We start from the raw sequence: 13,737 nt of genomic DNA, 5'->3' as shown, positions 1-13,737 counted from the left end.
AAACCTATATGATGTAGTGAAAGAAGATCTTACGGACGTCTTTGTTGCCAATGGGATGCTGAAACCTATTGATAAATTTTGTAACGACTATACTTCGAAGCAGAAAACCATTACGGAGTCAATGATTCAGGAGGTAAAAGATTATATCAGTAGATACCCCAAGCCAACAGCCAAAATCGAATATGTTAGTGGAAACTGTATTCAAGCATATAAAAACAGATTGAAAGTAACGGAGCAATTTAATGAGGGAGTATCTGGAACAACAGTAAAAACCATCAGTGGAGATGTATGGCAGAATGTAACTGTTTTTGAAACATACAAAGCAGATGAATTAATCGATATTACCCTCGTCTTTACTGGAGATACGAATCGAAGAGTCTCTAAAGTACCATATCCAAAGGGAGCAACAAGAATTGAAGCGGTGAGTTATGACGGCTCAAAAACATTAGTCTTTGGACAGAGGTAATCAATTTCCGTATAAAACATAGCATTATAAGTTTAATCATATATCGGATTCCATAAAACATGAGGCAAGAAAAGATAATCACAAAAGTGACACTCTATTTCTTGCCTCTTCTCTCTTTAATATTTTAGGAATCGTTTAGATAAATAGGAATACTTTTCCCAATGCAAACCATTTCTTATCTTTGTAGACAAACAATAGGATACGAATAAGACGTTTATTATGAGAGAGAATATTACGGAATGGAACAAACAACTTCATGGCAAAAGTGCACAAGAAGTTCTTGACTTTTTCATCAAAGAATTTAAAGGAGAAATCGCTCTAGCATCAAGCCTTGGCGCAGAAGATCAAGTGTTAACAGAGATGATTCTGGATATCGATAAAGAGACAAAAATCTTCACACTAGATACAGGTCGACTGTTTCCTGAGACCTATGATCTTATTCACCGTACCAATAACAAATATGGTATCAAGATGTCTGTATATTTTCCCGAAGCTGCGAAAGTAGAAAAGATGGTAAATAATGAGGGTATCAATCTTTTCTTCGAAAGCGTAGAGAAACGTAAAAGATGTTGTAATATTCGTAAAATTCAACCACTAAAAAGAGCATTTAAAGGGTTAAGTGTTTGGATTTGTGGTCTGAGAAAAGAGCAGTCAGTTACTAGAACAGACATGCAAGTAGTGGAGTGGGATGAAGGAAATCAAATGATCAAAGTAAATCCACTGATCGAATGGAGTGAAAAAGAGGTTTGGGACTATATCAAGCTCAAAGGAATCCCTTACAACACTTTACATGACAAAAATTATCCATCTATTGGGTGCCAACCTTGTACTCGTGCAATTATGGATGGAGAAGATGTACGTGCAGGTCGTTGGTACTGGGAGTCACCTGATACCAAAGAGTGTGGACTTCACAAAAAATAGGCTTTACTCTTGGAGGGTTTCTTTGACGATAAGGCCCAAAGAGTATAGACTAACACAACAAAGGTGTATTATTGAACTCTTTCAATAAAACACCTTTGTCAATCTACACAAAACGAATATCAAACGATAAGCTCTTTTTCGTAGAGAACATTATTTTTCCCAAAAAGTATCTTTATTAAGATAACGTTTTAATTTCTTCGATTGTGATTTTGACGTATTATAGATATAGTACATCACCTCATCACCTTCGACCTCTTTGGGATCAATCAACTGTAGAACTTTTTGATAATAAACGGCAGCCTTATGATACTCTTTTGTTTTCGTTTGACTCAATAGCGCTATTTGGAAAAGAGCCATCTCCTCTTTGGGATAGAAACGCTCAATAGAAGCATACTCTTCCATCGCATTTTTGTAATTCTTCTTCTTGGCTAATAGATCGCCTCTTTTACTATAGACACGAAGCACCTCTTCCTGTTTTGGATAAATGAGACTTAAAGCCTTATCAAACATCTTCATGGCTTTATCTAATTGGCCCTCTTCATCATAACAACATCCCAACATATAAAATGGATAATAATTCTCTAGCTCTGTGACACTAGTAAGATACTCTTCGAAAAAGGGGATTGCCTCTTTCTTTCGATTTAGACTTACGAGAGACATTGCTGCAAAATAGTAAGCTTGCGAATTTTGTGTTTTATCCTCCACAAGCGCATTATATACAATATAGGCTTCAGAATATCTCTTTGACTTATATAAAAGAAAACCGTAAGTGTCACGTAATCTTTGATACGGTTTAATATTATCAGGGGCATATTTATAAAAAACACTCATGGCACTATCCTTAAGATTCTTCTTTATTAATCCTTTTAGATATTTATCTAATACATTTGGAGAAGCTCCATACTCCACCGCTTTTCGATAGTATTCGTTGTAGAAATCAGCCAAACCTCTCGCTTTTGTCATGTCGCCAATTTGCTCTAATAAAAAGACATTCATAGAGTCTCTCTGAAGGACAGAACTAAAATCGCTATTTGCTTGTTCATATTTCTGCATCTTTCTATAAACAATCCCTCGATGAATTATCATTTGGTCTTTTAGTGGAGAAATAGAGTCCACCTGATCAAGAAGGTCTATACATTTTGGAAAGTCCCCTAAAACGAAATATATAGATTCTAGACGATTTAAAAGTTTGATATTATACTTACCCGCCTCATACATACTTTTCAAAGTATCTTTTGCATTCTTATAATCAAATTTGTAGACACATCCTTCTGCATACTTTAAAGCATCTTCAACCTCTGTTTCAGTAGACGTTTCATTAGACATCTCTATATTATCCACCGTATCATTTATAGGCTGTGTTGCAACAATTGCTTGTTCCGATTTACACATGACAAAGCAAAAAGAAAAAAAAGTAAGGAGAACTAAATAAGATTTCATGGTCATAAAGTTAATATTTGTTAACAACAAGATAGGTAATATATGTATACTAAACAACTTTTTTCATAGTTGTAAAATTGTATAAATAAGATTTCATATAAGGAATTCACTTTAATATAGTTATAAAAATCACTTATAAACTATCAATCAAATTTAATAATATAGAACAAAACTATACACTCCCATCATGTTCACAATAATAAACATGAATAAGTACACATAATTTGACTTAAATTAATAAATTTGTTAGCAATTATTGAAGGTGAATTTTAAAGGCAAATAGTCTTTTAAAGAAGGGAATCTTGTGCAAATCAAGAACTGTACCCGCAGCTGTAATGGATGTAAATCTTTTCTGCAATTATCCACTGATTTTAGATTGGGAAGGAGCAGATAAAAGAGTCCTTAGTCAGAAAACCTACTTCAAATAACAGAAGATCAGCTATCGGGATTTAATAGCTAGATGTAAGAACATACAAATAGAGAGATCTCTCTTTTGTATGCTCAGAACTCTATATCTTGATAGTTTGATTTTAGATAGGACATCTTATTTAAAATTGAACATATGAACAACAAGTTATCAATCACAGCACTATTACTTATTATCTTTGGTTATGCCTCCAAGGCCCAAACCCTTGATAAAGACACCATTCAGGTTAATGAGATCTCAATATTTGAGCACCAAGTAAGAAAGACAGAGGGGGTACTCAAATTAAATGTTCCACTAAAGTACATCCCGACAGCCACCTCCACTATTGATAGTAAAAGTCTTGAATCTTTTGCAATTCAGAGTGTAAACGATGCTTTCGATTATACCACAGGAATTACGCCAAAGATGAATTATGGAGGGTTTCAAACATTTCGTATGAGAGGTTTTGGTTCTCCTATTGTTATGGTAGATGGACAATTGGATTATAGAATGGCCTACTCTAATAGTGCCCCCATCTCCTCTACAGCAAACATTGAGCGTATAGAGTATCTAAAAGGTCCTGCTTCTGCACTCTATGGAGGCTCTTCTGTTGGAGGAATCGTAAACATTGTCCGTAAAAACCCATGGAGTTCTGCTGAAAATAGAGCCTCTTACAGTATCTCTTCTTACAACAATCATGATGCAAGAGTAAGTACATGCCATCGTATAGGAGACAACCTATCATACAGAGTGGATGCAAACTGGATTCAGTCGGATGGATGGAGAGATAACGGAAAAACGGTGAAGAACCTCTACTTTGCTTTGGGATGGAAATTATCTTCAAAAGATCAGATAGAGTTTCGCTTTGGAGCTTTTAACGACCGCTATGACACCGAAGCTGGGACTCCTTCATTCACTCATGATATTTATGCGACAAATGGAGATAAAAAGACCTATAACAAAGGGGATCTTCCAAAGAATATGGATAGAAAGCAGCGTTATAACGATCCTGCAGATTTTCTTAAATCGAAAAACTTGAATGGATATGTAAAGTGGGAACATCACTTCAATCCAAAGAATTACCTTGCAATCTCGACTTCATATAGTCAAGATGATATAGATTACTTTTCTACCGAGGAGCTAACCTATATCACCTCAAAAAGCGATATAAAAGACCACTATTATATGAAGGGAGACCAAAAGGTTTATATCGACATAAACCACCTTCAACGAAGCTATCCGCTAAGATTCCAACACCTTACCAATACACTCCAATCGAATATTGAATATAATTCAACTTTTCGTCTTCTAGGGGCAATGCATCACACAAGTAGTGGTATATCTTACTTTCAAACGAAAAGAGATGGCTACACAGGATACAATGCAGATGATATCTGGGGCGCTGGAAAAGGAGCAACAATTTCTGTAGAGAATCCAGAGCTTTACCAAGGAGAGATAGACTCCAAATTTTCTGCTGTCCGTAGATATAATGATCGAATATTAGCGTTTAACATTCAAGATCTAATCGATATAACACCACATTTTAAGATGATGTTAGGAGCAAGAGTCGATCATTTCTTCTTTAACAAATCAAAAGCCTCAGTAGATGCCAATAAGGACACAGGTGATTTCACCAAAGAAGGTTCGTTTACAGACCAAGCATTCTCATACAAAACAGGAATGGTTTATGAGATAGCCAAAACAATCTCATTGTATGGATCCATCTCTAATTTCTATAAACCATATAGAACGATCTATAATGAGAACTATATCTATAAAGATACAAATGGCAATATTATCGCTCCCAATAAAGGTGGAAAAATATTTGATCCAGAAGAGGGCTTGCAATATGAACTAGGAGCAAAAGTGGAAAAAAGTAAAGTTTCGATCCAAGCAAACCTATATCATATAACCAAAAAGAACATTAAGACATACCTTGGAAAAGAGGATGGCAAGAAAGTATATGGACAAATTGGAGAGGTAACCTCGAAAGGAGCTGAAGTGGACATAACCTCTTATTTGACCAAAGAGATAGAACTAAACGGAGGGTATTGTTACAACAAGACACAAGATAGTAACAACAAACAGGGATCTTTTGCACCCAATAATAGTGCATATGGTAGAATTTCATGGCATAAAAATAGAGGACTACTGAAAGGACTCTCTGCATGGTGGGGAATTGTATATACCGACACACAGTTCTCTGACAGTGCAAACACCTACCTATTGCCATCGTCATTGGTTCAGAATATAGGTTTAAAATACGAGCATAATCATATGTGGATTCAAGCCAATATTCGCAATATATCAAATGAGATGTACTACAATTCATCTATCTATTCAAACCAATATGTTGCAGCACCAGAACGCAATTGGGGAATTACTTTAGGTCTTCGATTTTAATCCAACAATATGAAAAAGTTATTATTAAAATACCATCGAATCTTTGGCATCATCACACTACCTATTCTTTTAGTATGGTTTATTAGTGGTTACTTTATGCTCTTGGGAGGATTCCCAAGAGCATCTAAATCATGGATTGAAAGCCATCAAAAAACGATACCTTTCAAGGTTATTCCTAAAGAAGGCATCTCTCCCAACTCCCATATCCATTACGGAGCATTCGGGTGGAGACAAATTCGCAATTTCAATCATAATAATGCAGATACCATCTATTTGCAAAAGAATGAGGGTTCGATTCAATCACAATGTGAAGCTTTTGGCAATATGCTGATGGACGAAAAGGCAGAACATACAACCATCATGCACGACTTAGACATGTGGATTCCATGGAGTAGAATGCGTAAACATCTTCCTATCTATAGGATGAAATATAAGGATGGAAGCAATCTATATATCTCCTCTAAAACAGGGGATGTTCTTCAAAGAACCACCACTAAATCTAAATGGATTGCTTGCTTCGGTGCAATACCACATTGGCTCTATTTTAGAACTTTAAGAGAAAATACTCAAATATGGATATTGGTAATAAAATTCCTTGCTATCCTATCGCTTATTGCAATACTTACAGGTTATATATACGGAGGTATCATTCTTGTAAAAAAAAGGCTTCGAAATCCGTATAAAAAGAGACATTATCGCTGGCATTACCTTCTAGGAATCAGTGGAGGACTTATCATATTCACTTGGACACTTAGTGGATTCTTCTCCCTTCATCATGTATCCAATAGGTGGATAAAAAAAGGAGTCTTTAACGACGCGCAAGAGATTTGGCAGCCGACAGAACCCATAAACACAATCGCATTAGATCGCCTGACGAAACTCCCTCCCAATACTGTAGACATTCAATCATACACCATAAAGAATCGTGCCGTGGTGCAATTTACCACCCAAAAGGGGAAACACCACTACTATTGCGGAGATACAATGGATCAGAAAGTATGGTCTCAATCACAATTGAAAGCCTGTTTCGAACAAACATTTCCAAACTATTTGGTGAATACTGTACCCCTTGAGAAAAACATCGTGGAGATCTCATTAGATGATCCTGGAGAAAGTCAATTTCAATTCGATCTATTATCGGGAAAAATGATTCGATATACAGACCAAGAAAAGAGGGTGAATCAATTTCTCTATCAGGGACTACATTCCTTTATGATAGGTTCCCTAAAGACAAAAAACACAGGACGCATCCTCATTATCTTATTCTTCCTAACCCTTGGTACTGCAACACTGTTAACAGGACTATGGATTACAATAAAAAAAAGATAGAGATTACGTAAAACATCGAGGGAGCAATGCACTCATCTTCATAAAAAGCAATAGTAGAAGAGGAGTATCGGTAACAAAATAATATCACATTCACCGATTCAAACTCCTACTTTAGATATTTCAGAGACCTATTTCAAGGCTACTTCCCTTACCCTTCGGTTACCCTTCCCTTACCCTTCAGTTACTCTAGGGGTAACCAATCCCTAACCAAAGGGTTCTCATTTCGTAACTAAAATACGAATCAAAGTAGTACGATCTTCCCTCTATCAACAAACGAAATGAAGAGATTATTCTCTACTATTACACATATTTAAAGATACGATATGGCGTATTACAGCGTTCCTCCATAGGAGATATAAGAGTTTATGGTAAGAAAAAAGCGATAGGAGAAACCCCTATCGCTTTGGCAAAATAGAAATATAATGGTTATGCTTCCAAAACGTAGTTTGCGATCCAATCACCCACTTCTGAAGTCTTACAAGCTTTCTCCTTATCAATATCTTCTGTCACCACACCAGCATCCATCGATGCCAATACAGCTTTGCGAATTAATGCTCCCTCCTCTTTCAATTCAAAAGCAGTTTCAAACATCATCGCTGCTGAAAGAATCGTTGCAACGGGGTTTGCAATATCTTTTCCTGCTGCCTGAGGATAAGACCCATGAATCGGTTCAAAAACACTCGTATGAGTACCCACAGATGCTGAAGGAAGAAGTCCCAAAGAACCAGTAATCACACTCGCCTCATCTGTAAGAATATCCCCAAACATATTTTCTGTAACCATGACATCAAATTTCTTTGGCCATTGTATGATCTGCATCGCAGCATTATCCACAAACATATAGTCTGTCTCTACTTCAGGATACTCTTTTTCTATCTTTTGAGCCTCTTCTCTCCAAAGTCTCGAAGTCTCTAAAACATTCGCCTTATCAACGACAGTGACTCTTTTATCTCTTTGCAGTGCAAATTTATAAGCCAAATGAAGAATTCGTGCAATCTCCTCACGAGTGTATACACAATGATCAAAAGCTCCTTGATTGTCTTCTGTACGGCCTTTATCACCAAAATAGATACCCCCTGTCAACTCTCTTAGGCACAAGAAATCTGCACCCTCTACCAACTCTTTGCGTAGAGGAGATTTGTGAAGAAGCGAAGGAAATGTCGTCACAGGACGCAAGTTTGCATATAACCCCAACTGCTTACGCATACGAAGCAGACCTTGCTCTGGACGTACCTTTGCAGTAGGGTCGTTATCAAACTTAGGATCTCCAATAGCACCAAAAAGGACAGCATCCGCTTCCATACATATTTCATGGGTACTTTCAGGGTATGGGTCTCCTACCTTATCAATTGCAGTCGCTCCGACTAATCCCTCTTCTGTTGACACTTCATGCCCAAATTTCTTAGAAATTGCACGAACCACTTTTAATGCTTGATCTACGATCTCTGGCCCGATACCATCTCCAGATAAAACAGCTATATTTAATTTCATGATATATCTTCTTAATAATTTTCTACTTCCAATTCTATTACATTCAACATCTTGATCGTAGCCTTAATAGCAGCTTCAGTTTGATCACTTTCAAGACCACGAGTTTTAAACACTTTCCCAAATTGCCATGTGATAACCGTTTCCACAAGCGCATCTGTCCGTCCTCCTGGAGGTATGGTAACAGAATAATCTATCAAAGCAGGGAAAGGTTTATTCAGCTTAGCATAGATACTTCTCAAAGAATTCATAAAAGCATCATACTGACCATCTCCTGCGGAAGTCGCTTGATATACCTCCCCATCAATATCAATACTTAATGTCGCAGTAGGATTTAATCCAAGAGTATGAACTAAAGAGTAGTTACACAACTTTATCTTCTGCTCCACTTGTTGAGTTCTTAAAACATCAGAGATGATATACGGAAGATCCTCCACGGTTACATTCGCCTTTTTATCAGCCAACTCTATAATACGATCTGTTACCAATTTAAGTTCTTTAGGCTCCATCTCGATACCTAGAGACTCAAGATTTTTTACGATATTGGCTTTACCCGATGTTTTACCTAATGCATATTTACGAACACGACCAAAACGTTCAGGCATCAAATCATTAAAATACAATCCCTTCTTATTGTCACCATCTGCATGAACGCCACTACATTGGGTAAAGACATTCTCTCCGACAACAGGGCAGTTTTGTGAGATGCGTATGCCAGAATATGACTCGACCATCTTAGAAAGCAAAGCTATTTTACGCTCCTCTACAGCAGTACTGAAATCGGAGTGGTCATGGATTAATGCAATCACACTAGCAAGAGGCGCATTTCCTGCTCGTTCGCCTAACCCATTAACCGTAGTATGTACCCCCGAAGCTCCAGCCTCGATAGCGGATAATACATTTGCAACCGACAGATCATAGTCGTTATGAGCATGGAAATCAAAGTTAAGGGTTGGAAAACGATCAATCATATCCTTCACGAAACCATAACACTCTTGGGGCGTAAGAATCCCCAAAGTGTCAGGTAACATAATACGACCTAACTTTTCGACATGAATCCCTTCAAGCAAATCATATACATAGGAAGGTTTTTGTTTCATTCCATTAGACCAATCCTCAAGGTATAAGTTTACCTTAATTCCTCGATCCGATGCATCCTCTATTGTCTTATTTATTTCAGTAATATGCTCTTGAATCGTCTTTCTCAATTGATGGGTTAGATGGTTTTCAGATCCCTTCGAAAGTAAGTTTAGGACTTTTCCTCCAGCCTCTTCAATCCATGCAATTGATTTTCCTTGATCTACAAATCCGAGTATCTCTATCTTCGACTCTAATCCTTTGGATTGTGCCCATTGCATAATCTTCTTAGCAGCATTTAGCTCACCTTCAGAGACTCTTGCAGAAGCAATTTCAATCGCATCCACAGACAACTCTTGAATTAAAAACTTCGCGACTGATAGTTTCTCTGGAGCTGAAAAAGAGACCCCAGAGGTTTGTTCTCCATCACGTAGGGTGGTATCCATTATAGATATTCTACGGTTTTTCATCATAATGAGGGAAGCGTAATTTCGTCCACAACACTTTTAAGAGAGGACGAAAATAATTAGCAATTGACTTATTATCTTTTATCTATTCTCGAATGATTCAATCTCCGATTTCATATGAATCAAATAATCGATATCATCATAACCTTTGGTCAAGCACTCCTTCTTATATGGATTAATTTCAAAAGATTCTGATTCGCCTGTTCCATCGAGAGTGATCGTCTGGTCGGCCAAATTCACAGTCAAAGTCGTTTGATTGTCTGTATCAATCGAAGAAAATATCTTTGAAAGAAAATCTTCAGATACCACAACAGGCAAAAGACCATTATTCAATGCATTGCCTTTAAAGATATCTGCAAAAAAGCTAGATACCACTACTTTGAACCCATAGTCATAAATGGACCATGCTGCATGTTCACGACTAGATCCACTTCCAAAATTCTTTCCAGCAACAAGAATAGAGCCACCATAACGGGCATCGTTCAATGCAAATGATTTTATCTCAGAACCATCTTTTTCATATCTCCAATCACGAAAAAGATTATCTCCAAATCCTTTTCTCTCTGTCGCCTTTAAGAAACGAGCTGGAATAATTTGATCCGTGTCGATATTTTCTATAGGTAAAGGTACTGCCGTACTTGTTAATGTTTCAAATTTATCTATTGACATAATACTATTTACTATAAAGTTAAGACTACGATTATAACACTCTAGGATCGGTGATAACTCCAGTCACAGCAGCTGCAGCAGCAACCAAAGGACTTGCAAGTAAAGTACGAGCACCAGGACCTTGACGTCCCTCAAAGTTTCTATTCGAAGTAGAAACAGAGTACTTACCAGCAGGGATCTTATCATCATTCATTGCCAAACAAGCCGAACAACCTGGTTCTCTCATTACGAAACCAGCCTCTTCTAAGATCTCAACCAATCCTTCTTCTTTGGCTTGTTTTTCAACTACTTTAGACCCTGGAACAATCCAAGCTGTCACATTCTCGGCTTTCTTCTTTCCTTTCACAAATGCAGCAAAAGCGCGAAGGTCCTCAATACGTCCATTAGTACAACTTCCAACGAATACATAATCTATTGAATGACCTGCAATCTTTTGTCCAGCATCAAACCCCATATATTCGAGTGATTTTACGAAGCTCGTTTTGTCCGTTCCTTGAAGATCAGAACCTGTAGGAATAGATCCTTCTACAGAAACCCCCATACCAGGATTTGTTCCATAAGTGATCATTGGGGTGATATCGGATGCATCAAACTCATATGTACAATCAAAAGAGGCATCTTTATCACTCTTTAGTTCAGACCATTCTGCCACAGCCTTATCCCATGCCTCTCCTTCGGGAGCAAAAGGACGACCTTTAACATAGTCGAATGTAGTTTGATCGGGAGCAATCATACCACCACGAGCACCACACTCGATGCTCATATTACAAAGAGTCATACGCCCCTCCATAGAGAGAGACTCAATTGCAGTACCAGCATATTCAATAAAATAACCTGTTCCGCCAGAGGTAGATAGTTTAGCAATCGTATAAAGAGCAATATCTTTTGCAGTTACAGACTTACCTAACTCCCCATCCACTTTGATCAACATAGTCTTAGGCTTAGGCTGCATAATACATTGAGAGGTAAAAACCATCTCTACTTCACTAGTACCAATACCAAAAGCGATACTACCAAAAGCACCATGAGTAGAGGTATGACTGTCTCCACAAACAATAGTCATACCTGGTTGAGTATATCCCATTTCAGGACCAACAACATGGACAATCCCATGATTTTGACTACCCAAACCATAATAGGTAACTCCATGATTCAAACAGTTCTTCTCTAAAGTATCCACCTGGAAACGTGACTCTTGATCTTTAATAGGTTTATCCTGATCAATAGTAGGCACGTTATGATCTGGGGTTGCAGTCGTCTGAGCTGGACGAGCTATTTTAAGACCTCTCTTCTCTATTCCAGCAAAAGCAACAGGGCTAGTAACTTCATGAATAAAGTGTCTATCGATATAGACAACATTAGGCCCTCCTTCTACTTGTTTCACAACATGGGCATCCCATATTTTATCAAATAATGTTTTTGGCTGCATCTCTATATATTGTTGTTATTTGTTGTACTATTTTTATTCTATCTAACAAAACTTATTCTGCCATTGCAATTTTGTTGATGGCATCAATAAAGGCCTCAACAGAAGCAATCACGATATCTGTATTTGCTCCAAATCCGTGAAAAAAGCTATCTTTGTGATTGATGGTCATATGAACCTTACCAATATCATCACTACCTCTTGTAATTGCCTGGATAAGAAACTCTTCAAGAACCACATTTTTATGAAGGATCTCCTTGACTGCTTTTATCGCAGCATCCACAGGACCATTGCCATTACTACAAGCTTTGAATATTTCGCCTGCAATATTTAGTTTCACCGTCGCCATTGGTTCCATATTTTTCCCCATTACGACTTGAATATCTTGCAGTTTTATTCTATGACTATCGGTCTTTTCCACTTCTCCAACAAGAACCAATAGATCATCTTCCTTGATATCTTTCTTTTTGTCTGCTAACTTCAAGAACTCTTGGTATACTTCATCGAGCTTCTCCCCTTCTAAAATATATCCCAAGACTTCCAAGCGATGCTTTAAGGCAGCACGACCACTACGAGCAGTCAACACAATCGAAGACTCCTTGATTCCCACATCTTCTGGATCGATAATTTCGTAGGTCTCACGGTTTTTAAGCACCCCATCTTGATGTATACCAGAAGAGTGGGCAAAAGCATTACGGCCAACGATTGCCTTATTTGCTTGAACAGGCATGTTCATTAATGTAGAGACCAATCTAGACGTCTTATAAATATTTTGAGTCTTAATATTCGTCTCTAGATTTAAATCTTGATGACTTTTTAAAGTCATTACCACCTCTTCTAATGAGGTGTTTCCTGCACGTTCTCCAATACCATTTAGTGTTACTTCCACTTGACGTGCCCCATTAATGACACCAGAAATACTATTCGCAGTAGCCATTCCTAGGTCGTTATGGCAGTGAGTGGATAAAATTGCTTTATGTACATTGGATACATTCTCCATCAAGAAGTTGATCTTTTCCCCAAATTGGTGAGGCAAACAGTATCCTGTAGTATCTGGAATATTTACCACCGTTGCTCCTGCAGCAATGACCGCTTCTACAACACGTGCCAAGTATACATTATCAGAACGTCCAGCATCTTCGGCATAAAATTCCACATCCTCCACATAGCGTTTTGCGTATTTCACCGCAGCTACGGCTCTCTCTAGCACCTCATCTTCTGTTGAGTTCAGTTTATATTTAATGTGATAAGGGGAAGTCCCAATACCAGTATGAATACGACCTCTTTTAGCATATTTAAGTGCTTGAGCTGCAACATCAATATCATTTTCTACAGCTCTTGTCAAAGCACAAATAGTAGGCCATGTCACTGCTTTTGAAATCTCTACAACCGAATTAAAATCACCAGGACTTGACACAGGGAATCCAGCTTCAATCACATCCACACCGAGTTCTTGGAGTGCTTTAGCTACCTCAATCTTCTCTACTGTGTTCAACTGACATCCTGGGACTTGCTCTCCATCTCTTAGGGTTGTATCAAAAATATAGACTCTATCTGCCATTCTGATTTTTTATTTTTGGGGTTTATTACTAAAGAATAATCTAAAGCTCTTATAGGTATTAGCATTATCTACCCCCTCTCCAAT

General features: G+C 37.7%; 10 protein-coding genes and 1 riboswitch. Of the genes, 4 read left to right on the top strand and 6 right to left on the bottom strand.

Features of this window, described 5'->3' with window-relative positions; translation table 11 throughout:
- Positions 1-16 precede the first annotated feature (16 nt).
- The gene (locus K4L44_03085; GenBank protein ID QZE14859.1) at positions 17-466 is read left to right on the top strand and encodes a hypothetical protein; all 450 of its coding nucleotides are present in this window, start codon (positions 17-19) and stop codon (positions 464-466) included.
- A 219-nt stretch (positions 467-685) separates the two neighbouring features.
- Positions 686-1,387, top strand: a complete 702-nt coding sequence (locus K4L44_03080; GenBank protein ID QZE14858.1) for a phosphoadenylyl-sulfate reductase — start codon at positions 686-688, stop codon at positions 1,385-1,387.
- A 150-nt stretch (positions 1,388-1,537) separates the two neighbouring features.
- On the opposite strand, the gene K4L44_03075 is transcribed toward K4L44_03080, so the two are convergent.
- Entirely contained in the window at positions 1,538-2,827 is a 1,290-nt protein-coding gene (locus K4L44_03075) for a tetratricopeptide repeat protein (protein ID QZE14857.1), read from the bottom strand.
- 242 nt (positions 2,828-3,069) lie between these two features.
- Positions 3,070-3,265, top strand: a riboswitch (cobalamin riboswitch).
- Between the two features lie 124 nt (positions 3,266-3,389).
- Here K4L44_03075 and K4L44_03070 point away from each other — a divergent pair.
- Entirely contained in the window at positions 3,390-5,636 is a 2,247-nt protein-coding gene (locus tag K4L44_03070; GenBank protein QZE14856.1) for a TonB-dependent receptor, read from the top strand.
- Between the two features lie 9 nt (positions 5,637-5,645).
- A complete protein-coding gene (locus K4L44_03065) occupies positions 5,646-6,965 on the top strand; it encodes a PepSY domain-containing protein (GenBank protein QZE14855.1) in 1,320 nt (439 codons plus the stop codon).
- A 426-nt stretch (positions 6,966-7,391) separates the two neighbouring features.
- Here K4L44_03065 and leuB read toward each other — a convergent pair whose 3' ends face one another.
- From leuB to K4L44_03040, 5 genes are all read right to left on the bottom strand, one after another.
- Positions 7,392-8,456, bottom strand: coding sequence for a 3-isopropylmalate dehydrogenase (gene leuB / locus K4L44_03060; GenBank protein QZE14854.1), 1,065 nt, complete (start codon positions 8,454-8,456; stop codon positions 7,392-7,394).
- Positions 8,457-8,467: 11 nt separating this feature from the next.
- Complete coding sequence (locus K4L44_03055; GenBank protein ID QZE14853.1) at positions 8,468-10,003, bottom strand: 2-isopropylmalate synthase; 1,536 nt, start codon at positions 10,001-10,003, stop codon at positions 8,468-8,470.
- Positions 10,004-10,078: 75 nt separating this feature from the next.
- Positions 10,079-10,666 (bottom strand): 3-isopropylmalate dehydratase small subunit, encoded by a 588-nt coding sequence (leuD, locus tag K4L44_03050; protein ID QZE14852.1) that lies wholly within the window; start codon positions 10,664-10,666, stop codon positions 10,079-10,081.
- Positions 10,667-10,697: 31 nt separating this feature from the next.
- On the bottom strand, positions 10,698-12,095 hold the full coding sequence (leuC, locus tag K4L44_03045) for a 3-isopropylmalate dehydratase large subunit (protein ID QZE14851.1): 1,398 nt from the start codon (positions 12,093-12,095) through the stop codon (positions 10,698-10,700).
- A 52-nt stretch (positions 12,096-12,147) separates the two neighbouring features.
- Positions 12,148-13,653: a 2-isopropylmalate synthase gene (locus tag K4L44_03040; GenBank protein QZE14850.1), complete on the bottom strand. Its 1,506-nt coding sequence runs from the start codon at positions 13,651-13,653 to the stop codon at positions 12,148-12,150.
- Positions 13,654-13,737 lie beyond the last annotated feature (84 nt).

This window comes from Prolixibacteraceae bacterium, assembly GCA_019720755.1.
GTDB lineage: Bacteria > Bacteroidota > Bacteroidia > Bacteroidales > Prolixibacteraceae > Halosquirtibacter > Halosquirtibacter laminarini.
Note: the sequence above shows the minus strand (reverse complement) of the source record. Positions and strands in the feature narration are given on the sequence as shown.